Below are 23523 nucleotides of genomic sequence, written 5' to 3' on the forward strand. Positions count from 1 at the left end.
AACCGATATGATGAATTATAAACTGCTGACACCGGGGCCTTTAACGACCACGGAAACCGTGAAGAAAGAGATGATGTTTGACCACTGCACCTGGGATGATGATTATAAGAAAATCACACAGGAAATCCGCAGGAAACTTCTTGGGCTGGCCCATGTGACGGAACCGGAATATACCTGCGTACTGATGCAGGGCAGCGGCACCTTTGGGGTGGAGTCCGTCCTGACAAGCTGCGCCGGGCCGGAGGACTGCCTGCTGATTGCCTCCAACGGCGCTTATGGGGACAGGATGGCGGACATTGCAAGGCACGCAGGAATCCCGTTCATCCAGTACTGTGAGGAATATGACCGGGTTCCTTCGGCGGACCGGATCCGTGGGTTCATCCAGAAGTACCCGGAGATTACCCATGTCTGCATGGTGCACAGCGAGACAACATCCGGGATTTTAAACGATATTGCATCTGTGGCAAAGGCGGTAAAGGAAGCGGGCCGGGTCTTTATCGTGGACGCCATGAGCAGTTTTGGCGGCGTGGATATACCGGCCGGGGATTTGGGGATTGATTTCATCATCAGCAGCGCCAACAAATGCATCCAGGGCGTGCCGGGATTTTCCTTCATCATCTGCCGGCGGGATGAACTGATGAAATGCAGGGGCAAGGCGTTAAGCCTGTCCCTGGACCTGTACGGCCAGTGGGAGACCATGGAAAAGGACGGGAAATGGAGATTCACCTCCCCCACCCATGCGGTGCTGGCCTTTGCGCAGGCGCTCAGGGAAATGGAGGCGGAAGGCGGGATTGAGGCCAGGAGCAGACGGTATGCAGGCAATAACAGGCTTCTGATTAAGAAGCTGGCAGGCCTTGGTATCCGTCCATATATTGAAGGGAAATATCAGGGCCCCATCATCACCACCTTTTTCTACCCAAAGGACAGCTGCTTTTCCTTTGAGGAAATGTACCATTATATAAAGGAACGGGGATATGCCATCTATCCGGGCAAGGTGACGGACGCGGACACCTTCCGGATTGGCAATATCGGGGAAATCTATGAGGATGATATCATAAAACTTTATGGTATAATAAAAGAGTTCCTGGAGGGCAGAAAAGCCAGGGGACATGACATGGAGGGACAGTAAAATGGCATTATTTGACGCAGTTATTTTTGACTGGGCAGGCACCACCGTGGATTACGGATGCTTTGCCCCGGTACAGGCATTTGCAGACGCGTTTGGGGAATATGGAATCCGGCCCACCATGGACGAGATACGGGGGCCCATGGGAATGTTAAAACGCGACCATGTGCGGACCATGCTGGAGATGGAACGGATTTCCAGGGAATGGGAAAGGGTCCATGGCCGGGCGTTTACCCAGGAGGATGTGGAACAGGTCTATGTGCTCAGCGAAAGCAAGATCCTTGGCCTGGTGGGCGGATTCACTGATGTAAAGCCATATGTGGAAGAAACCGTGGAAACGCTGCGTACCCATGGAATCCGGATCGGCTCCACCACCGGATATACGGATGCAATGATGGACATTGTGGTGCCTGCCGCTGCAAAAAAGGGTTACAGCCCGGACTGCTGGTTCAGCCCGGATTCCACGGGACACAAAGGAAGGCCGTTCCCCTACATGATTTTCCGCAACATGGAGGCCCTGGGGCTTTCCGATGTCAGGCGTGTCATGAAGGTTGGGGACACGGTTTCTGACATAAAAGAAGGGAAAAATGCCGGGGTTTATACGGTGGGGATCCTGGAGGGAAGCTCTGCCATGGGATTGTCCATGGCGGAATATGAGGCCCTTTCCCCGGAGGACAGTGAGCATGCCTGCAAGATTGTGAGCCAGAGGTTCCTGGAGGCAGGGGCCGACTGGGTGGTCAGGGATATACGGGGGGTTCTGGAGCTTATACTCCAATAATAGTATGTCAGGACACGGCGCCGTGGGGCACCGGCATTGAAAAGCCTCTTTCTTTTGGTTATAATAGTAAGTAGTTGAAGCAGGACATGCAGCAAAAGAAAGGAGAAGCCTATGGCCATAATTGCAGGAATCATGGTACCTCACCCGCCTCTTATCATACCCGATGTGGGACGGGGCCAGCAGGTACGGATAAAGGACACGGTCCAGGCCTATCGTGAGGCGGCCGGTCTGGTGGCGGCATTAAAGCCGGATACCATTGTGATGCTGTCGCCCCACACGGTGATGTATGCGGATTACTTCCATGTATCCCCGGGAACCGGTGCAAAGGGGGACTTTGGCCAGTTCCTTGCCCCTCAGCAAGCAGTGGAAGCAGAGTATGACACCGGATTTGTGGAAGAACTCTGCGGCCTTTCGGACGACGCGGATTTCCCCATGGGAAGCGAGGGCGGGAGGGACAGGGAACTGGACCATGGAACCATGGTTCCCTTGTATTTCATCAACCAGGTTTACCGCGGTTACAAGCTGGTGCGCATCGGAGGTTCCGGGCTTTCCCTGGCAGACCATTACCGGGCCGGACAGCTGATTGCCCGTGCGGCAGGGCGTCTGGGACGCAGGACGGTGATTGTTGCCAGCGGGGACCTTTCCCATAAACTGAAGGAGGAGGGTCCTTATGGTTTCTGCGCCCAGGGGCCGGAATACGATAAGCGCATCATGGATGTGATGGGAGAGGCCAGGTTCGGGGAACTGCTGGAATTCACGGAGGGGTTCTGTGAGAAGGCGGGGGAATGCGGACACAGAAGCTTTACCATGATGGCAGGCGCCATGGACGGCATGGCGGTAAAGCCCCGGCGTCTGTCCTACGAAGGGCCTTTTGGGGTGGGATACGGCATCTGCACCTTCGAGGTACAGGGAGAGGACAAAAGCCGTTTCTTTTTACGTGCATACCAGGAACTGGAACAGGAGCAGTGCAGGAAGAAACAGGAAAAAGAAGACGCATACGTATCCCTGGCAAGAAAATCCCTGGAGCATTACGTGCATACCAGAAGGATGATACCCATGCAGGCAGTGGGAGGGAACCTGCCGGATGAAATGTTAAGATCCCGGGCAGGCGTATTTGTGTCCATCCATAAAAACGGCGCCCTTAGGGGCTGCATCGGTACCATCTCGCCCGTATGCGGCAATGTGGCGGAGGAAATCATCCAAAATGCGGTAAGCGCGGGCATCCATGACCCCAGGTTCCCGTCGGTCCGGGAGGATGAACTGCAGCAGCTGGTGTACAGCGTGGACGTCCTGGGGGAAACATCGCCCATAAAGGGGCCTGAGGAGCTGGATGTAAAACGGTATGGCGTCATTGTGTCCAAAGGACGGAAAAGGGGGCTTCTACTGCCGAATCTGGATGGGGTGGATACGGTGGAGCAGCAGATAGGCATTGCCAGGCAGAAGGCCGGAATCGGGCCGGATGAAAAAGGGGTCAGCCTGGAGCGTTTTGAAGTCATAAGGCATGGTGATAAGGGATGAGGATGACATGCGATGTATGTATGCACCGGTGCAGCCTGGATACCGGGCAGGCCGGCATCTGCCGGGCCAGGGGAAACCGGGGCAATGGAATCATACCATTAAATTACGGCAAACTCACATCCATGGCCCTGGACCCGGTGGAGAAGAAGCCGCTTCGCAGGTTCTGTCCGGGCAGCATGATCCTGTCCGTGGGCAGCTTTGGATGCAATTTAAAATGTCCCTTCTGCCAGAACCATGAGATATCCATGGCAGGTGAGGCGGACAGCCGGATTGTCCCGGTGACCCCAAAACAGCTGGCGGAAAAGGCCGCGGACCTTAGAGCCAGGGGGAATATAGGCGTGGCCTATACCTACAATGAGCCCATGGTAGGATGGGAGTTTGTCCGGGATACGGCCCGCCTTGTGAGGGGGGCCGGGATGAAAAATGTGATTGTGACCAATGGGAGCGTAAGCGGTAAGGTCCTGGATGAAGTGCTGCCCTTCACGGATGCCATGAATATAGACCTGAAAGGTTTTACGGATTGTTATTACGGGAAACTGGGAGGCAGCCTGGAGGTGGTGAAGCATTTCATAGAGCAGGCGGCCGCCGGATGCCATGTGGAGCTTACGACCTTGATTGTGCCTGGTGAAAATGATTCAGAAGCAGAGATAAGGGAACTTGCTGCCTGGGTTGCGTCTGTGGATCCACGGATTCCCCTTCATATTACCAGGTTTTTCCCCAGGTGGAAGATGACGGACCGGGATGCAACGGATATCCGCCATCTGTATGCGCTGGTCATGGCTGCCCGGGAAAGCCTGGAGTACGTATTTGCCGGTAACTGTTAATGCCCTCATGAATACCCTCATTTCATGAATACCTTCATCAATCATCCCATCCTGTTAACCGTCTGGACAAAAGGCAGCCTTATGCCTGTCCTGGTAACCTGTATGATGGATTCGCATATAATGGAAGTAACGGACGTGAATGCACTGCCGCCGAAAGCCTGGCAGTGCATTTGCTGTATGCGACAGGGGGAGAGTAGAATGTATCACAATCAAATGGACAGATGTAACTTTGATGATGGTAATGATTGCATGCCTCGGGAATGTGATTGTTATTGCTGCCGCGGGCCTGCCGGTCCGGCAGGTCCTCAAGGGGCGCCTGGGCCGGAAGGCCCTCAGGGAGCGCCGGGTCCCGCTGGCCCCCGGGGAGCGACTGGCCCTGCCGGTTCCCGCGGGCTGCCAGGCCCCCAGGGAGTGCCTGGGCCGCAAGGCGTGCCTGGTCCCCGTGGAGTGACCGGCCCTCAGGGGGTGACCGGCCCCCAAGGGGTGCCAGGCCTCCAGGGAGCGACAGGTCCCCGTGGAGTGACTGGCCTCCAGGGAGCGACAGGTCCCCGTGGAGTGACCGGCCCCCAAGGGGTGTCAGGCCTCCAGGGAGCGACAGGTCCCCAGGGAGTGACCGGCCCCCAGGGAGTGCTGGGTCCCCGTGGGGCGACCGGCCCCCAGGGGGTGACCGGCCCCCAGGGAGTGCCGGGGCCTCAGGGAGCGGCAGGTCCCCGTGGAGCAACCGGCCCTCAGGGGCAGCCAGGCCCTCAGGGACAGCCAGGTCCTCAGGGGGTGACCGGCCCCCAGGGAGTGACCGGCCCTCAGGGAGTGACCGGCCCCCAGGGGCAGCCAGGCCCTCAGGGAGTCCCTGGTCCCCAGGGCGCCACAGGACTTCAGGGAATCCAGGGACCCATGGGGCCAAGGGGGGCAACCGGGGCAGCAGGAGTACCGGGGCCAACAGGCCCAACAGGAGGCATGGGAGTGACCGGCCCCCAGGGGGCAACCGGTGAAGATGGCCCCAGAGGGAATACCGGGCCAACAGGTCCTCAGGGAGAAGCTGGCCCCACTGGCCCGGCCGGACCTCAGGGACCAATGGGGCCTCAGGGGGAACCAGGTCCTGAAGGGATTCAGGGAGTGCCGGGACCGGCGGGGCCCCAGGGAAACGCAGGTGTTACAGGAGCCACCGGGCTTCAGGGCCCGACCGGTCCTACAGGAGCCACCGGAATCCAGGGCCCGACCGGCCCTACAGGATCCACCGGAATCCAGGGCCCGACCGGCCCTACAGGATCCACCGGAATCCAGGGTCCAACCGGCCCTACAGGCCCTACGGAGCCATATCCCAATGATATATTTGCATCATTTATTAATTTTGCCGCCGTATACAGGAATGCGGAACTGATTCCCATGGGAATCGGGGTAGCGGACATTACGGATAACATTGTGCTGACGGATTCGACCCATATAACCCTGCAGCCGGGATTCTACTCTATTTTTTATGAGGTGTCGGTGCTGTACTCAGGTACAACATATATGCAGATTACCCCGTCCTATAATGGCAGCTCCCATATTGAATACGGGATTTATTTCATGACAGGACCGGACCGGTCCAGCGCATTTGGGTCTGTTTCCTTCATCATTGAGGTGGTGCAGCCCACTGTGTTCACACTCACCTACAACAGCCCGGGAGCAGGGACAGAGGGAACCCTGACCATGGTTATCTTTAAGCTGCGCAGGGAATCTTAAATTGACTTTTAAAACCTGCCGTAGTATACTGTAGCAAGAAAACAAAGAGGGGTGCTGGTCCGTAACTGATACCGGCTGAGATGGAACTCCGGTTTCCGAACCCTGATACCTGATCTGGATAATGCCAGCGTAGGAAGTGCACAGACCATGTCTGTAATATCCCGCCCGGATTATCCGGGCGGGATTTTTATAACCGGAATTGCTGATAAAAGATGAGGAGGAGAGGTTTTTATGAACGCAAGTGTAGCCATTCAGACATTACCGGAGGCAAAGGACAATGAGGAATTAATCCGCATTGTGGACGAGGTGATTGATTACATTAAAAGTACGGGGTTAAACTACTATGTAGGACCCTTTGAGACTGCAATTGAGGGGGATTATGACCAGCTCATGGATATTGTCAAGGAGTGCCAGCATATTGCAGTCAGGGCGGGAGCGCCTTCCGTGGCCGCGTACATTAAAGTATCTTACCATCCTGAAGGAGATGTACTTACCATTGAAAAGAAAGTTACAAAACACCACCAGTAGGATATGGTCATTTTCAGCAGCGGCCTTTATCCTGGTCCTGTGGCAGGCAGCGGTATCCCTGGGCTGCGTCCAGGGATTCATGCTGCCTTCCCCCATCCAGGTACTGAGGACTTTTATAAGCGAATTCCCCATACTCATGGATAATGCCCGGATAACCCTGGCAGAAGCGGCTTTGGGACTGTTATGCGGAATTGCCACCGGATTTGCGGCGGCTGTGCTCATGGACCGTTTTAAGCGGGCTTACCAGGCATTTTATCCCATTGTGGTGCTGACCCAGACCGTGCCGGCCGTGGCCATGGCGCCGCTTCTGGTGCTTTGGTTTGGTTATGAGATGACGCCCAAGGTCATATTGATTGTCATTACCACATTTTTCCCGATTACGGTGGGGCTGCTCACAGGGTTTAAGTCAGCTGACCCGGACGCGGTGGACCTTTTGCGGGCCATGGGCGCAGGGCGGATGCAGATATTCCGTTATCTGAAGCTGCCGGGGGCAATGGGCCAGTTCTTTTCCAGCCTTAAGATATCGGCAAGCTATGCAGTGGTTGGGGCGGTCATCTCGGAGTGGCTGGGCGGTTTCGGCGGGCTGGGCGTATATATGACCAGGGTAAGGAAGGCATTTTCATTTGATAAAATGTTTGCGGTCATATTTCTCATATCGGTCATCAGCCTGCTGCTTATGCGGGCAGTGGAGCTGCTGCAGGAAAAGTGCATGCCATGGGAAAAAGGAGACGGGACAGGCAGAAGGAGGACAGGATGAGAAAAGGATACACAGGCCTGCTGGCAGCGGCCCTGATCGGAGCAATCCTGACCGGATGCGCAGGAGCATCAGGCAGTGATGGGCATGGGGCAGGCAGTCAGGAGGAACAGCCCCTTAAGGAGATTACGTTTGTGCTGGACTGGACGCCCAACACCAACCATACAGGGTTATATGTGGCCCGGGAAAAAGGATATTTTAGGGATGCGGGCCTTGAGGTAACCATGGTGCAGCCGCCGGAAAACGGCGCTGAGGTGCTGGCTGCGTCAGGCAAGGCCCAGTTTGCCATGTCTTTTCAGGACAGCCTGGCGCCTGCGTTTTCAGGCGAAAACAAGCTTCCGGTGACAGCGGTGGCGGCGGTTATCCAGCACAATACATCCGGCATCATTTCCCGGAAGGGGGAGGGGATGGACAGGCCCAAGGGACTGGAAGGCAGACAGTATGCCACCTGGGACCTTCCCATTGAAAAGGCCACTATCCGGGAAGTGGTGGAAGCGGACGGCGGGGATTTTGACAAGATTAAGCTGATTCCCAGCATGGTCACGGACGAGGTAACTGCCCTTAAGACGAAATCAGTGGACGCCATCTGGATTTTCTATGGCTGGGCAGGTGTGAAGACGGAGCTGGAGGGGCTGGAAACGGATTATTTTGCATTTGCGGACATGGACCCTGTATTTGACTTCTACACCCCGGTCATTATTGCGAACAATGACTTCCTGGAAAATGAACCGGACACGGCAAAGGCATTTGTGGAAGCCGTGGGCAGGGGATATGAGTATGCGGCCAGGGAGCCCGAGGCAGCGGCGGCCATCCTTTGTAAGGCGGCGCCTGAACTGGACCCGGAGCTTGTGAAGGCCAGCCAGATATACCTGGCTGACAAGTACCAGGCAGATGCAGGGCAGTGGGGATACATTTCCCCGGAGCGCTGGAATGCATATTATGGCTGGCTGGGTGAAAAAGGGCTGACAGAGACCCCCATTGAGGAAAATACAGGTTTTACCAATGAGTATCTGCCCTGATATGGATGCGGGGCCCATACGGCGGAAGGAGGGGAGGAGCCGATGGCACAGCTGAGGGTTGAAGGAATATCCAAATCCTTTGACGGGGAACCGGTCATCCGGGATATTTCCATTGAGCTGCACAAAGGGGAGCTGGTGTCCCTGTTAGGTATCAGCGGAGGCGGCAAGACCACCCTGTTCAATATCATTGCAGGCCTAAGCGCCCCGGATAAGGGGAGGGTGGTGATGGACGGGGAGGATATTACCGGATGCCCGGGCCATGTGAGTTATATGCTTCAGAAGGACCTGCTGTTCCCCTTTTGCACCATTGAGGATAATGTGGCCCTCCCCCTGATTGTAAAAGGCGTGAAGAAAAAAGAGGCCAGGCAGCAGGCGGGGAAGTATTTTGCAGGATTTGGCCTGGAAGGCACCCAGAAAAAGTATCCGGCCCAGCTTTCCGGGGGCATGCGCCAACGGGCGGCGCTTTTAAGGACCTATCTTTTTTCCGGCAGTGTGGCGCTGTTGGATGAACCGTTTTCCGCCCTGGACATGCTTACGAAACAGTCGGTCCATGGCTGGTACCTGGATGTGATGGAACAGATCCGCCTGTCCACCCTGTTCATTACCCATGATATTGACGAGGCAGTTCTCCTTTCCGACCGGATATACCTGCTGACCGGAAAGCCGGGCACCATAACAGGGGAAATCGTGATAAAGGAGCCAAAGCCAAGGGCAAAGGATTTCCAGGTGACCGAAGCTTTTCTGGAATACAAGAAGACAATATTGAACCATCTGAGGAAGTACTCGGATACGGTTTAGCAAAAAAGGATTTCCGGTGTGGCTGCTGGAAATCCTTTTTCCTTTTGCGGTGTGAAAGCAGATTCTCCGGTTGACGGCAGTACCGGAAGCAGAATATAATGGTACCATGAACATCAGGGGGTGTTTGGACATTCATTCCCGCCATCTGCCCTAAGGAATCCGCCCTAGGTACCTTAGGGCAAAGCCCGCCCCGCTTCGCGGTATATTTGGGCCAAATTCAGGTTACATAGCCCTCTATGCGCCCTTCATTTGGCCCGAATCACCCACAAACCGGGACGCACAGATGACGGAAAGCAATCTTCAGGCACACCCCGGCAGATTATGGAAAAGAGGTCATCCATGGACACGGTAAAGAGCAGCAACGAAACCAGTATTTATATAATTGATGACAATTACCGGATTGTACATTTCAATTCAGCCCTTCGGGATAAGTTTCCGGAACTGCAGTGTGGAGACATCTGTTATGAGAAACTGTGCCAGGAGGCGAAGCCATGCGCGCGCTGTCCCTTTGAGCGGGAGGATGATGAGGCGGTGGTATTCTACAACAAGGTGGTCCAGAAGTGGCTGGAGGTGGGGACAGGACGGATTGATTGGCCTGGAATGGGTACCTGCAACATGGTCCTGGTGCGGGAGATACATGAGGGGAACAAGAACCTGTTTTACAGCCTTACCAATATATCTGTATATGATGAGTTGTTTGAACTGGATTTTACCAGGGACAGCTACCGGCTTTTATACCACGCAGAGGACAAGTATGTGATTCCTGGTGTGGAAGGGAACCTTGGCCGGATGCTTGAGGAGATGGCCGGCGCCATGATCCATCCCGAGGACAGGGATTCCTTCCGGGAATTCTGGAACAGGGAAAGGATCCGCGGATGCCTGGACCATGGGAGGGATGAAAAAGCGCTCAAGGGACAGTTCAGGAGGCTGCGCCTGGAGGGCGGCTATACCTGGGTGTCCCAGGTTGTGGTGCCCCTTAAGCGGGGCTCGGGTGATGATGACACCGTCATGTGTTTTATACAGGATATCAGCGAACAGAAATCCCATGAGGATGAGATTAAGAAGGCGCTGGAAACAAAGGACGCGGAATTCGACCCCATGACCGGGTTGTTCAGAAGGACCGTGTTCCTGAAACGGGCACAGGAATTCCTTTCTGGCAAGACCGGGACATACTGTCTGGCAGCAGTGGATATAGAGCACTTCAAGCTGTTTAATGAATGGTATGGGCAGGAGGAGGGGGACCGGCTTCTGTCCAGGATCGGCTGCCATCTGAAGGAAATTGAGGCCGCATATAAGGGAATTGCAGGATACATGGGAGGGGATGATTTTGTCATCATCATCCCGGACCACAGGGCGGCCATCGGGGAACTGCAGGACCGGATCATGACGTATGTGAGACAGAGCGGGGGCACGGCCGGTTTCCTGCCTGCCTTTGGGATATATGGCATCGAGGATATGTCCATGTCCATCAGCACCATGTACGATAGGGCATGTATAGCCCTGGCATCGGTGAAGGGAAGTTATGCCAGGAGAATGTGCCGGTATGACAGCCGTATGATGCGGGAGATGGAGGAAAACCATAAGCTTCTGTCCGAGGTGCAGAAGGGGCTGGACCATGGGGAATTCGTATTTTATGCCCAGCCTAAGTGCTGTCTTGACACGGGCAGGATTGTGGGGCTGGAAGCCCTTGTGCGCTGGAACCATCCGGTCAGGGGCCTGATTCCTCCGGGCGTATTCCTTCCGCTGCTGGAGAACAACGGTCTGATTACCAAACTGGACCTGTTCATCTGGGAAGAGGTCTGCCGGAAACTGCGCAGATGGATTGACCGGGGACACAGGCCGGTCCCCATATCGGTTAATGTCTCCAGGATGGATATCTATGCAGTGGATGTGACTGCCGTGTTTAAGGAACTGACAGAAAGATACGCCATTGAACCGCGGCTTTTGGAAGTGGAGATAACGGAAAGCGCTTATGTGGAAGAGTATAATGTGATTCCCGGCGTGGTGGAATCACTGCGGGAAGCCGGCTTTACGGTACTGATGGATGACTTTGGAAGCGGTTATTCCTCCCTGAACATGCTGAAGGACGTCAATGTGGACGTACTTAAGATTGACATGAAATTCCTTGAGATGGATGGTAAATCCGTGGGCAAGGGCATGGAAATCCTGGAGGCGGTCACAAGGCTGGCCAATATCATGGGGCTGCGCATAATTGCGGAAGGGATTGAGACAAAAGAGCAGATTGATTTCCTGATGAACATGGGGTGCACCTATGGACAGGGGTATTATTTCTTCCATCCCATGCCCATTGAGGTATTTGAACCCCTTCTGTCGGATGAGGACAACATAGACTTCCGGGGAATCAGGGCAAAACAGATTGAACGTGTAAGGCTTAAGGACATGCTGGAAGAGGATATTGCCAGCGATGCCATGATGAATAACATACTGGGCGCCGTGGCGTTCTACGAGGTATATGACGGACAGCTGGAGCTGCTGCGGGTTAATGAACAGTACTGCGCCCTTACAGGCACCAGCGCAGTAGAACTGGAGGAACAGAGGAAATTCATCCTTAAGGATACCCGGGAAGAAGACAGGGAGCATGCCTTTGGCATATTTACCCAGGCTTATGAAAATCCGCTGAAAGGGGCGGAAGGGGACCTGCGCCGCAGAAAAGGGGACGGCACCTATATGTGGATGCATCTGCGCGTGTTCTTCCTTAGGGAGCAGGATGGGCGGAGGCTGTTCTACGGCGCTGTGTCTGATATTTCGGAGCAGCGGCACCGGGAACGGATGCTGGAAGCCTCCCAGAGGGCCTTATCCGCAGTGGTCCATATATCCGGGAAGGACGGGTCCTTCATGCAGCTGGCAGAGGAGAACCGCCGTGTGGCGGCGTCCATATTTGCGCAGATGACGCCCGGCGGAATGATTGGCGGATACTGTGAGGAGGGATTCCCGCTGTATTTTGCCAACCATGAGATGGTACGGCTTCTGGGTTATGATACATTTGAGGAGCTGGCAGATGCCATTGGGTATCAGGTAATCAATACCATCCATCCGGACGACCGGATGCGGGTAGGGCAGGATATAGGACCTGAGTATTATGCGGGTCTGGAGTACACCACCATCTATCGGATGCAAAAAAAGGACGGATCCTGGTTCTGGACCCTGGATAAGGGACGTGTAATTGAAGCCGAGGACGGAAGGCTTGCCATTGTCAGCGCGTGTACGGACATATCTGAGACCATGGAGGCCCAACGCCTGCTGATGGAGAGCAACAGCAATTTAAAACAGAGGAATGAGGAACTGAATTTCCTTAATAATGACATGCCGGGGGGATATCACCGCTGTGCCAAGAACCGTGATTTTGATTTCACCTACATAAGCAACCGATTTTTGGAAATATTTGGGTATACCAGGAACCAGATTAAGGAACTGTTTGATGACAAATTCATGAATATGGTGCATCCCGATGACAGGGACCGGGTGATGAGGGGGGCGGACATCCTTACCGGCAGTGAAGGAACCTATAATATGGAATACCGGATGAAGGCAGCCAGGGGATATATATGGGTCATTGACCAGACCAGGCATATGCTGTACGGGGACAAGGAGTTTTTCCAGGGCGTTGTCCTGGAGGTTACGGAACTGGTGACCCTGCGGGAAAGGCTGCGTCTGCTTCTGGCCCATGTTCCGGAGGATTTTGTCCTTGTCAGCTGTCATGACGGGCGGTTTGAGCATGAAATCATTGCTGACGGGCTGGCCCGGACCATGGGATATTCCAGGGAAGGGTACCTGGAGCTTTTGGAGGCTGGAGGGTATCTGAAGGAACGGAAGGGGGATGGTTATGGGGAACTGCTCCGTGAAATCCGGGAAATGTCAGGGAAAGGCGGCAGTTTTGTGCACATATCCCCATTTGTGTGCAGGGACGGCAGGCGCATGTGGGTGAGGACCGAGGCCATGTCCGTGGAACATACACGGAATGAAACCATCTATCTGTTTAATTACAAGGACGTAACCGGCATCCAGGAGAAAAAGCTGGAACTGGACCTTCTGGGGCGGAAGCAGGAAAGCATCCTCAGGTTGGCTGACATTAACAGCTGGGAGTGGAATCTCAGACAGGACACCCTGGTACTGACCAATGTGACCAATTCCAACTTCATAAAGTATTTCTGCGGCAGGGGAGTGGAAGTAGGGAAAGTATTCCCTAACCTGTCCCATGGCCTTAAAAACCTGAGCTGTATCCCTCAGGAATACAGGCAGGCTTTTCACGAATACAATAAAAGGCTGCGCATGAATCAGGACGGGGGTACCCTTATCCTTGAGTTCCCGGTGATTGCAAAGGACAATTCCCGGGTATGGTTCAGGACCGCGGCCCAGACCCTGGTGGATGAAAATAAAATCCCGGCAGTGGTGGTGGGATATACCACGGATATTACCGAGACCAGGCTGCAGAGCCAGATGCTGACCAGGATGGCTTCCACAGACCCCCTGACCGGGCTTCTTAACCGTCAGTCTGCCATACCGGCCATCCAGGCTTACCTGACCAAGGGGACACAGGCCCCGGGGGCCCTGATCATGTTTGACCTGGACAATTTTAAGCTGGCCAATGATGTATTTGGGCATGATTTTGGGGATGCCATGATTGTGCAGAATGCGAGAAAGCTGAAAAGCTATTTCCGCAGTGATGACATTGTATGCCGGATTGGAGGGGATGAGTTCATTGTCCTGTGTAAGAATATCAGCGAAAAGGATGTGGAGGCAAAACTGAACAGGATTGTGGATGAGATGTCCACCACACGCCATGGGGGAGGCCGTGACATCGTGTTCTCCATCTCTGCGGGTTATGTCATGGTCCCGGAGCAGGGGACGGATTTTGACGGCCTTTACCACAAGGCGGATGTGGCGCTGTTTGCAGCCAAGATGTACAGTAAGTGTACGTTCAGGAAGTATGATGCTTCCATGAAGACCATCCGGATTGAGCTTGCAAAGTAAAGGTCAGGACAGGAGACTGGCTGGATGATTTTTAAATAAGGGATGCTGAAAGAGGCTGTGGCCGGTTTTTCAGCATCCCTATTTTTTGCTCAAATTTGAACAATTAGACCTAATTAATTCTTGGCGAAGTTACAGATGCTTGATGCTTTTTTGGACCTGATTATAAGTTGAATATGAAAAAAATAATACTATAATAAAGAAAAACATTGTAAAATCTGAATAAAATTAGACCCAATAATTAATAAATATTGCACATAGACATTCCACTTATAAGTTTGTATAATTAGTGCGTGAAACAAATTAGACCTAATACTGACAAGTCAACACGGGTCGGGGAAACAACACCGAAAAAGCAAAGGAGAATCATTATGAAATCAAGAAAAATCATGGCGTTACTTTGTTGTACCGTACTGGCAGCCGGTCTGACCGGATGCAGCGGTTCAGGAACATCCTCCCAGGTTACATCTGCAGCTGGACAGGAACCGGCAGGGACCTCCGGGGATGCGGGACAGAAAAGTGAGGGGGCCGCAGCCTCCTCCGATGCAGCTGCACCGGAGGATAAGACTTTTAACATCGACCTGGCTACAGCCTATGCGTCCGATGGTCCGGCGGGAGTGGCTCTGGAACAGTTCGTGGCAGATGTGGCGGAGCAGTCCGGCGGCACCATCAACATCAGCCTTTTTGCAGACGGGACCCTGGGAAGCGCTTCTGACAACTATTCCTCCGTGGCCAGCGGTGACCTGGATATGGCCATGACCGGGCTGGAAGGACTGGACCTTTATGCGCCTGAGTACACATTCCTGGACAGCCCGTTCCTGATTAAGGACGAGGCCCATCTGAAAGCCCTGTTGGACAGCGGCATTGGTGATAAACTGAAGGAACGCTATGAGGAAAATGGCTTCGTGACCCTGGGCTGGCACCAGAGGGATGTCCGTGAACTGGCTTCCAACAAGGAGGTAAAGTCCCCGTCCGATGTGGCCGGATTAAAACTCCGTCTTCCCGGCATGACCGTGTATGTGGATACATGGAGCGCGCTGGGGGTAAGCTCCACCACGGTTGCCATGAGCGAGCTTTATACGGCTCTTCAGACCAAGGTGGCAGAGGCCTGCGAGGGCGGCTATGAGCAGATGGATACCCTGAAGCTCTATGAGGTGCAGAAGAATATTGCTGAGACAGACCATGTGTATGAGTTTGTGGGACTGTTCATCCACAAGGACCTGTACGATTCCATGAGCGACAGCCAGAGGCAGGTATTAAACGACTGTGCGGCCAAAAATCTGGCCTATGCGGACCAGCTGGCCAAGGAAAACAGGGAGCGGTACAAGAAGGACTGTCTGGACGGAGGCATGGTATTGGTGGATGTGGACCGTGAAGCATTCCGTGATGCCCTGACAGACTTTTACAAGCAGCAGTTTGAGACAAAATGGAACGTATCTACATACGACGAGGTCATGAGCTACGCAAAATAACAGGAAAATCCGGCCGGGCAGCGGGCAGTGTCTGATGCCCTGTTCCCCGGCCGGTTTCATCAAGGAGGTCTTCCCGCATGTTAAAAAAAATCGCACACTGGTATCTTAAGATAGTGGAAACCGTCTGTGTCTTCCTGCTGCTTTTAATCCTGTCCTGCATGTGTATCCAGATTTCCTGCCGCCTGCTTACCATTGGACAGAATTTCACAGAGGAACTTTCAAGGCTGAGTTTCAGCCTCCTTATTTTCCTGGGGGCGCCGCTGGCGCTGACGGAAGGAGCGGATATTGCTGTTGATATGGTTGTGAATATGCTTCCCCAGACAGCACAGAGGATCATCAGCATCCTGGTCAGTATCCTCACAGCGGCCTTCAGTGTATTCTGTATACGCAGCCTGATTACTTTTACAGGCAGCAACCAGGGCGTTACAGCTGTTTCCATGACCTGGATAAAGATGAACTGGCTCTACTATGCATTCATGTTTTCTTTTGGCTGCATGCTGGTTGTCTCTATCATAAAAGCAGGCGCCGCCATGGTTGGGAAACCCCAGACCATGGATATTAACGCAGAGGCAAAAGAAAAGGCCTTGCAGGAAGAAAAGGAGGTTGACCTGGGCATATGAAGCTTATTATAATAGTAATCCTGATATGCATGCTGGCCCTGTTCCTGTTAAAGGTCCCGGTATATATCAGCATGGCCCTTACCGGCTGCGCCCTGATGATGGCAACTACCGGAATGAAGTGGAGCATTTTAAGCCAATATCTTTATACGGGTACCAACTCATTCACCTTGCTGGCAATCCCCCTGTTCCTTCTGGCGGCCAAGCTGATGAACACGGGAGGGATAACGAGGAAGCTGTTTGCGTTCTGCATGAAGGTGGTGGGCTGGCTTCCGGGAGGCCTGGGTCATGTGAATATCCTGTCCAGCGTGATTTTTGCCGGCATGTCCGGCACGGCCGTGTCAGATGCCGGAGGCCTTGGGGCCATCGAAATCAGGGCCATGAATGAAAATGGGTTCGACAATGACTTTTCCTGCTGTGTAACAGCTGCTTCTTCCACGCTGGGCCCAATCATACCCCCAAGCATCCCCCTGGTGGTATATGCGACCGTGTCAGGCGCGTCCGTCGGGGCTTTGTTCATGGCCGGAATCATACCTGGCATTGTAATGGCCTTCATCATGATGGTGGTTGTCACCATCTATGCGGTAAAACGTCATTATCCCAGAACCAAATTCCCCACGGCAGGGGAGTTCTTCCACGCGCTGAAGGAAGGTTTCCTTCCGCTCATGGCCCCCTTCATCCTGCTGGTGGGCATCTACGGAGGCGTGTTCACCCCCACGGAAAGCGCGGCCATTGTGGTGCTTTACAGCCTTGTGCTGGATGTGTTCATTTACCGTGAACTGACCATGAAGAAATTCATCGCCATCCTGAAGGAGACGGTGAGGGATTCACTCACCATTGCCCTGATCATAGCAGGCGCCACCTTTTTTGGCTACGTGGCGACCAGGGCCAAGATCCCACAGATGATACTGGCTTCCATGACCAGCATCGTATCCAACAAGTTCACGCTGTTAATCATCATCAATGTGTTCCTGCTGATCATTGGCTGCTTTCTGGAAACTGCATCGGCCATTACCATCGTGGTTCCGCTGATTCTTCCGCTTCTGGCCGCCTATGACATCAACCTGACCCAGTTTGGCATTGTCATGGTGCTGAACCTGATGATTGGGCTTCTGACCCCGCCCTTTGGGCTGGTCCTCTTTGTCATCAGCAAGATTGGCGATATTTCCATCGGAAGGTTTTCCAAAGCCCTGGTGCCGTGGCTGGGCGCCCTTCTGGCAGCCCTTTTGCTGGTCACCTTCATCCCGCGGTTAAGCCTGTGGTTCCCCACCCTGTTGGGAATGAGCGTGTGATGATGGCTGGCCAGGGTGTGTTTTACGATTGTATCTATTAAGAAAGATGAGGAAATTACCATGAAAATCACAGCAGTAAAAGGAATCCCCCTGGGCTGTACCTGTTCTCCTATCAGCGACGCCCTGTCAACCTCTGCTGCCAGACAGGCGCTTCTTGTGAGGATAGAGACTGACTCCGGATATTATGGAATCGGTGAGGCATTTACATATGGGGCCCCCCTGGCTGTCATGAAGTACATTGTGGAAATGCAGCTGGCCCCCATTCTGATGGACCAGGACCCGGTTCAGATTGAAAAGCATTGGAACACCATGTACTGGCGCACCATTGCCCATGGCCGCAGAAGCATGGTAATGGGAGCAATCAGCGGTATTGATATTGCACTCTGGGATTTATTGGGAAAAATCTGCCATATGCCTGTGTATAAGCTGCTGGGCGCCTGTTCGGATATGGTCCCCTCCTATGCCAGCGGGGGCTTCTACGCCCCGGGCAAGGGGATTGACGGACTGAGGGCGGAACTTGAGGGATATATGGAAAAAGGCTATCAGGATGCCAAAATCAAGATTGGGCGGAACCTGGACCGTCCCGGTTCACCTCTGTGCTACATGGCGAACCAGGAATGCAGCGTGACCGTGGAAGAGGATATCAGGCGCATGGAGACGGCCAGGGAGGTTCTTGGGACGGGCCGCCTGATTGTGGATACCAATGCATCCTGGGATTCCTATACGGCCATCCAGGCTGGGCAGGAGCTTCACCGCCTGGGCGTGTGCTGGCTGGAGGAGCCGGTTCCCTTTGAAGACCTGGAGGGGATGCAGCGCATATCCAGGGAGCTGCCCCCCATATTGGTTGCGGGATGCGAGACCCAGCAGGGGCTGAAGAATTTTGAAACCATGGTGCGCATGGATGCGGTTGATATCCTGCAGCCGGATATCGGCTGGGCAGGAGGGTTTACGGAGTGCCGCAAGATTGGCGCCATGGGAGAGGCGTCCGGACGGAAGGTTTCCCTCCACTGTTTTGGTTCCGCGGTTCTGTTCGGTGCCAGCCTGCATCTGGCAGCATCCATGGCCAATACAGAAATGATGGAATCCGAGGAGAATCCCAATCCTCTGAAAACAGACATTGTCAAAGAGCCGTTCCGGGCGGACAGCCATATGAACTTTTACGTCCCCCAGGGGGATGGCCTGGGGGTTGACCTGGACTGGACGAAATTGGAAAAATATATTATAATGATGTAAAATAACTGGGATTAGACTAGTTCTACAGGGGAGAGCTGCCACATGGAAAAGAGGCATGAAGGACCTGAGCTGCTTGCGGATGAGGTGGCACAGAAAATCAGGGCAAAGATTCAGAATCAACAATATCAGCCAGGGGACCGCCTTACCGTGCGCCTGCTCTGCGAGGAGTTTGGGACCAGCGAGACTCCGGTCAAACAGGCATTGAACCAGCTGGTTGCAACGGGTCTTGTGGTATCCATACCAAAGTGCGGCATGAAGGTGCGGACCTTTAATTTCCAGGACATGAAGGATAACTGGGAGGCCCGCCTGATGGTCGAGCAGTTCTGCGCCGTTCCTGCAGTGGAGCGCGTGCGCCATGACGAGGACTTTGTGAAGCATATCCAGGACATACTGGACATTTCCAATCATGAATACGGCAAATGCATTGCGGATTTCACAAAAGAAAACTTCAACCTTCTGACCGAACATGACCGCATGCTGCACACGGAACTGGTCAAATGCAGCCGCAACCAGCAGATCATGAATATGTACAACAGCCTGAATGCCCATTCCTGCATGTTTGCGGGATACGGCTGCCATACCCCAAAGACCCTGCGCCAGGTACAGGATCAGCACACGGAGATTGTGAACCAGCTGCTGCTGTGTGATGTGGACGGACTGAGGAAGGCCCTGGAATCCCATATTTACAGTACGGTCCAGATTTACAGGTCGGCTTGGAAGGAATAGGCTGTCGGGAGAAGATGGTAAAAGATGCCATATAACAGACAGGAAGACAGGAATCCACCATCCAGTGGGTTCCTGTCTTCCTGCCTGTTTATACCCCTGCCAGACGGCAATGGTTCCGGTTTTTAAAGGTCCAGCTTCAGATCCCCTTCTTTAATCCATCCCATCTTCCTTAAAACCTCACCAAAGATAAAAGTAAGAACCGCCGGAAGCACAAAGCACACCATGAGGATTCCAAGCCACATGCCGGAACCGCCGCCCATGGCGGTATAGATGCCGATGGGTCCCACCAGGCCGCAGGTTCCCATGCCTGAACCGGCCGGGATGTTCTGGAGCCGGAAGACCATGGTGGCAATGGGGCCGGTTATCATGGACGCCAGTGTGGGCGGGATCCAGATACGTGGGTTTAAGACGATGTTGCCCATCTGAAGCATGCTGGTGCCAAGCCCCTGGGCCATCAGGCCCCCGATTTTATTCTCACGGTAGCTCATGACTGCAAAACCGATCATCTGCGCGCAGCAGCCTGCCGTGGCAGCCCCCCCTGCAAGCCCGTCCAGGGAAAGGGCGATGCAGATGGCCGCGCTGCTGATGGGGAGGGTGAGGGCAATGCCGATAAGGGCTGAAACCAGGATACCCATGATAAAGGGCTGCATTTCCGTGGCAGTCTTGACCAGGTTGCCGAACCAGTCCATGAATCCGGCCACCCCGGGGCCTACGAACTGGGCGATGAGCACGCCGGAGATAATGGTGACGCCGGGAGTCACGATGATGTCCAGACGGGTTTCCTTGGATACAATCTTGCCAAGTTCCGCTGCCACGATGGTGGCCACCAGGGCGCCTACGGGCCCGCCCAGGGCGTTGCCTGCGATTCCCACGGTGGCAGCGGAGAACAGGACCAGCTGCGGCGCCTTTAACGCATGGGCAATGGCAATCCCAAGGGCAGCGCCGGTGGCGCTTTTGGCATAGTCCGCAATCACATTGAAGATCTCAATGCCGAACTGCTGGCCCAGTGTGCCGAAGATGGTTCCGATGAGCAGGGACGCAAAAAGGCCGAAGGCCATGGCTCCCAGCGCATCAATCAGGTAGGTCTGCACGGTGATGTTTACATTTTTTCGTTTCAGAAACTCCTTGATACTTGTTGATTTCATACTCATACGCTCCCTCTTTTAGCGGTTTCGGAAAACACGGATACCATTGTGTTTTTCAACCATGCTTTAGTTAGGGATTTTATCACAGTTTGATAAAAATGCAAGTTTTTTCGATTGGAACGCGCCTGTTTGTGAAAATATTAACATATTGCAAATTTATAGACGGTGGGATATAATGGTACGAACAGGGGACATTATTTTTAGAACTGCAATGCATGAGCTTCAGCGGTTAGAGAGAGGTGGACAAAATCGAATTCCGTTTTTTATATTTACTGCAGGAGCTGCACACCCCGCTGGTTGATGGGCTTATGACCTTCATCACCACGCTGGGGGACCATGGGATTTTCTGGCTGCTGCTGGCCGCCGTGCTTTTTGCGGTCCCAAGGACCAGGATGATGGGCGGTTGTATGCTCATATCCATCGGTATCGGTTTCCTTTTGGGGAATGTGGCTCTTAAGAACATGGTGGCCAGACAGCGCCCCTGCTGGCTGGATCCGTCGGTAGGACTGCTGGTCCAGGTCCCGCGGGATTTCTCATTTCCATCCGGTCACTCCATGGTGGGATTTGAAGGGGCGGTCAGTATTTTCATGTTTAACAGGAAGTGGGGCATACCGGCCCTGATGCTGGCTGTGCTGATTGCATTTTCCAGATTATATCTGTTTGTACATTTCCCCACGGATGTGCTGGCAGGAGCAGTGCTTGGGACCGTGATTGCCTGGTGCGTGGCCAGGACGGCAAAAAGGCGCCGCAGGAAACAGGACCCGGGAACAATGACAGAAAAATCGTGACAGAAAGACAGGTGGCAGTTATGTTGGAACGCGCACCAGGTATCTATGAAGTGGTGCTTCACAGCAATCAGAAAAGCATTGATGAGATAAAAATCTTCCTGATTCCCGGAAGGGAAGGGGAGCGCAGCCTGATGGTGGACGCAGGTTTCAGGAAAAGGCAGTGCCTGGAAACCATGGAAGAAGCCATGGGCAGCCTTGGGATTACGTATGATGAACTGGATATTTTCCTGACCCATAAGCACCATGACCACTGCGGGCTGGCCAGCGTGTACGCGGAGCGGGGGGCCAGGCTGTTCATGAATCCCCAGGAAGACAGGCACTGCTATGACTGCCTGTATTATAACCACAGCCATGGTTCCAAAGAGGACCAGCCCGAGGTACTGAGGGCCGTGGGTGTTACGGAGGAAGGTACGCCCGAGGTCTGGAACATGTTCATGGAAGTGAACCGCCGGGTCATTGAGCACAAGGGCTGGGAATTTGAGATCCCGGGATTTTCCTATACGCCTGTGAAGGCAGGGCAGATCCTTTCCTATGGGGGATATGATTTTGAGGCAGTGCCGTTAAAGGGGCATACCTTCGGGCAGCTGGGGCTTTATGAAAAGAACCGCAGGATCCTGTTCTGTGCGGACCAGGTGATTGACGGGATTGTCCCCATTGTGGGGACCACCTACCCGGATGAACATCTGCTGATGGGGTATTTTGAGTCGCTGGAGCATTTTAAGCATGAATATGCGGACTGCCTGGTGCTGCCGGCCCACAAACTGCCGGTGGCGGATGTGAAGCGGGTGGTGAACCGGATTGTGTTTGCCTATCTTGACAAGACGGACCTGATTAAGCATATCCTGGACCATGGCCATCACAGGATGACCACCAAGGAGGTGGCGTGCCTGGCTTACGGTATGGAGGCCATACCAAAGGATGAGGCGGAGTTCATAAAGCTTAAGATGGTGATCAGCAAGACATTTTCCTGCCTGGAGTACCTGTATGACACGGATTTTGCCATCCGCTCCAAGGAGGATGGGATTTTCTACTGGGAGTCCCCGTAGCGTTCCATTGTTCAAAAAATGCTTGCATATTTCACCATATGGTGTATAGTATAGTAAGTGCCGTGTGAAACCGGCATAATAAAATATTGAAAAGCAGAGTAGGCATATGTGCGTTAAGTGCCGGCTGAACAGGGAGTTGTCAGCTGGACGAAAGGAACCTTTGGTTTCCTGCGGTACATAAGCCGCATCCCGCTGCATACAGAGATGATGGAGCGGCCTGACTGCGCGGATTTTCCGTGCAGGGCCGCTTTTTATGCCTTCCATGGACGTGCCGCCCGCAGGCGGCGGCCAAGGCAATACCTGGCATACTCTCCGTCTGTAGTACGAGAAATCTGCAAAGGAGGTAATTGCCATGAAACGATTGACTGAAACATTCACAAGCTCTTTCCGGGAACTGAAGCAGGTGAGGACCATCACGGTCTGCGCCATGCTGGCAGCCATCGGGGTAATCCTGGGCTCCCTGACCATCTACATAACAGATACGGTCAGGATTGGATTTGCCGGAATCCCCAACATGCTGGCCGCCTATCTGTTCGGCCCTGTGGCCGGAGGCGTGTTTGCCGGCGCCCTGGATATCCTCAAGTACCTGGTAAAACCCATGGGACCCTTCATGCCGGCCCTGACCCTGATCGTGGTGTTAAAGGGGCTGCTGTATGGGTGCGCATTTTACAAAAAGCCCATCAGCCTCTGGCGTGTGCTGGCAATCCAGCTGGTGGTTGCCGTTGTCTGCAACCTGTTTTTAAACACATGGGCTCTGTCCCTGTTATACGGGAAGGCCTTCCTGGCAATGCTGATACCCCGTATTATGAGGAACCTGGTCATGTGGCCCATTGATTCCCTGATATTCTATCATGTGGCAAAGATACTGGAAGTGACCGGTGTGTTCCGCATTCTGGGCAGGAGCAGGGCAGCCATATAAAAAAATTTTAGGAACGGATGAAAAATTTAACAATATAAAGGAAAGGGAAAATGCCTCGGGCGGGCCTGCCAAATGGTCTGCCAGAGGCATTTTTCTGCATGAATGTCCAGGGCAGGGCTGTGGGCAGCGGCTGGGATATCATGGGAAATTTCACGTGATACCGTTAATTTTGCGTCAGGCTGTTCTGCAAAAAGTACACCGCCGCTCTTGCAGCGGCCACAAGGCCGTG

21 protein-coding genes and 2 riboswitches are annotated in these 23523 nt (G+C 53.8%); of the genes, 20 read left to right on the top strand and 1 reads right to left on the bottom strand.

Annotation, left to right across the window (positions count from 1 at the left end; genetic code table 11):
- Positions 1-7 precede the first annotated feature (7 nt).
- From phnW to DWX59_RS10525, 17 genes are all read left to right on the top strand, one after another.
- Positions 8-1129 carry a 2-aminoethylphosphonate--pyruvate transaminase gene (gene phnW, locus DWX59_RS10440; RefSeq protein WP_147325799.1) on the top strand — a complete coding sequence of 374 codons (1122 nt, stop codon included), beginning with the start codon at positions 8-10 and terminating at the stop codon, positions 1127-1129.
- A gap of 1 nt (position 1130) precedes the next feature.
- On the top strand, positions 1131-1904 hold the full coding sequence (gene phnX, locus DWX59_RS10445; RefSeq protein ID WP_207660421.1) for a phosphonoacetaldehyde hydrolase: 774 nt from the start codon (positions 1131-1133) through the stop codon (positions 1902-1904).
- 111 nt (positions 1905-2015) lie between these two features.
- Positions 2016-3422: an AmmeMemoRadiSam system protein A gene (amrA, locus tag DWX59_RS10450; RefSeq protein ID WP_117558793.1), complete on the top strand. Its 1407-nt coding sequence runs from the start codon at positions 2016-2018 to the stop codon at positions 3420-3422.
- Positions 3419-4246: an AmmeMemoRadiSam system radical SAM enzyme gene (gene amrS, locus DWX59_RS10455; protein WP_117558795.1), complete on the top strand. Its 828-nt coding sequence runs from the start codon at positions 3419-3421 to the stop codon at positions 4244-4246. Before amrA ends, amrS begins: the two co-directional genes overlap by 4 nt.
- A 232-nt stretch (positions 4247-4478) precedes the next feature.
- A complete protein-coding gene (locus DWX59_RS29280; protein ID WP_117558797.1) occupies positions 4479-4697 on the top strand; it encodes a hypothetical protein in 219 nt (72 codons plus the stop codon).
- 104 nt (positions 4698-4801) lie between these two features.
- Positions 4802-5968, top strand: coding sequence for a collagen-like domain-containing protein (locus DWX59_RS28540; protein ID WP_353626762.1), 1167 nt, complete (start codon positions 4802-4804; stop codon positions 5966-5968).
- A gap of 37 nt (positions 5969-6005) precedes the next feature.
- A riboswitch (TPP riboswitch) is annotated at positions 6006-6121 on the top strand.
- Positions 6122-6199: 78 nt separating this feature from the next.
- Entirely contained in the window at positions 6200-6496 is a 297-nt protein-coding gene (locus tag DWX59_RS10475; RefSeq protein WP_117558801.1) for a thiamine-binding protein, read from the top strand.
- Positions 6465-7253 (top strand): ABC transporter permease, encoded by a 789-nt coding sequence (locus DWX59_RS10480; RefSeq protein ID WP_117558803.1) that lies wholly within the window; start codon positions 6465-6467, stop codon positions 7251-7253. Before DWX59_RS10475 ends, DWX59_RS10480 begins: the two co-directional genes overlap by 32 nt.
- Positions 7250-8269 (top strand): ABC transporter substrate-binding protein, encoded by a 1020-nt coding sequence (locus DWX59_RS10485; RefSeq protein WP_117558805.1) that lies wholly within the window; start codon positions 7250-7252, stop codon positions 8267-8269. Before DWX59_RS10480 ends, DWX59_RS10485 begins: the two co-directional genes overlap by 4 nt.
- Positions 8270-8311: 42 nt before the next feature.
- On the top strand, positions 8312-9067 hold the full coding sequence (locus DWX59_RS10490; RefSeq protein ID WP_117558807.1) for an ABC transporter ATP-binding protein: 756 nt from the start codon (positions 8312-8314) through the stop codon (positions 9065-9067).
- 226 nt (positions 9068-9293) lie between these two features.
- Positions 9294-9419: a hypothetical protein gene (locus DWX59_RS29965; RefSeq protein WP_353626764.1), complete on the top strand. Its 126-nt coding sequence runs from the start codon at positions 9294-9296 to the stop codon at positions 9417-9419.
- Positions 9407-14059, top strand: coding sequence for an EAL domain-containing protein (locus tag DWX59_RS10500; RefSeq protein WP_117558809.1), 4653 nt, complete (start codon positions 9407-9409; stop codon positions 14057-14059). Before DWX59_RS29965 ends, DWX59_RS10500 begins: the two co-directional genes overlap by 13 nt.
- A gap of 368 nt (positions 14060-14427) precedes the next feature.
- Positions 14428-15528 carry a TRAP transporter substrate-binding protein gene (locus DWX59_RS10505; RefSeq protein ID WP_227116061.1) on the top strand — a complete coding sequence of 367 codons (1101 nt, stop codon included), beginning with the start codon at positions 14428-14430 and terminating at the stop codon, positions 15526-15528.
- 77 nt (positions 15529-15605) lie between these two features.
- On the top strand, positions 15606-16148 hold the full coding sequence (locus tag DWX59_RS10510) for a TRAP transporter small permease (RefSeq protein ID WP_117558811.1): 543 nt from the start codon (positions 15606-15608) through the stop codon (positions 16146-16148).
- Positions 16145-17437, top strand: coding sequence for a TRAP transporter large permease (locus DWX59_RS10515; RefSeq protein ID WP_117558813.1), 1293 nt, complete (start codon positions 16145-16147; stop codon positions 17435-17437). Before DWX59_RS10510 ends, DWX59_RS10515 begins: the two co-directional genes overlap by 4 nt.
- A 60-nt stretch (positions 17438-17497) precedes the next feature.
- The gene (locus DWX59_RS10520) at positions 17498-18670 is read left to right on the top strand and encodes a mandelate racemase/muconate lactonizing enzyme family protein (RefSeq protein WP_235845001.1); all 1173 of its coding nucleotides are present in this window, start codon (positions 17498-17500) and stop codon (positions 18668-18670) included.
- A 42-nt stretch (positions 18671-18712) separates the two neighbouring features.
- Positions 18713-19396, top strand: a complete 684-nt coding sequence (locus tag DWX59_RS10525) for a GntR family transcriptional regulator (protein WP_117558815.1) — start codon at positions 18713-18715, stop codon at positions 19394-19396.
- A gap of 122 nt (positions 19397-19518) precedes the next feature.
- Here the strand turns inward: DWX59_RS10525 and DWX59_RS10530 are convergent, their stop codons facing one another.
- A complete protein-coding gene (locus DWX59_RS10530) occupies positions 19519-20541 on the bottom strand; it encodes a PTS sugar transporter subunit IIC (protein WP_117559286.1) in 1023 nt (340 codons plus the stop codon).
- Positions 20542-20780: 239 nt separating this feature from the next.
- Here DWX59_RS10530 and DWX59_RS10535 point away from each other — a divergent pair, with 239 nt between their 5' ends.
- The 3 genes from DWX59_RS10535 to DWX59_RS10545 all read left to right on the top strand — a co-directional run bounded on the left by DWX59_RS10535 (position 20781) and on the right by DWX59_RS10545 (position 23294).
- On the top strand, positions 20781-21329 hold the full coding sequence (locus DWX59_RS10535; protein WP_117558817.1) for a phosphatase PAP2 family protein: 549 nt from the start codon (positions 20781-20783) through the stop codon (positions 21327-21329).
- 20 nt (positions 21330-21349) lie between these two features.
- A complete protein-coding gene (locus DWX59_RS10540; protein WP_117558819.1) occupies positions 21350-22375 on the top strand; it encodes an MBL fold metallo-hydrolase in 1026 nt (341 codons plus the stop codon).
- Between the two features lie 92 nt (positions 22376-22467).
- A riboswitch (THF riboswitch) is annotated at positions 22468-22572 on the top strand.
- 155 nt (positions 22573-22727) lie between these two features.
- Positions 22728-23294, top strand: coding sequence for a folate family ECF transporter S component (locus DWX59_RS10545; RefSeq protein WP_117558821.1), 567 nt, complete (start codon positions 22728-22730; stop codon positions 23292-23294).
- Positions 23295-23523 lie beyond the last annotated feature (229 nt).

The sequence above is a fragment of the Enterocloster aldenensis genome (genome assembly GCF_003434055.1).
Classification (GTDB): Bacteria; Bacillota; Clostridia; order Lachnospirales; family Lachnospiraceae; genus Enterocloster; species Enterocloster aldenensis.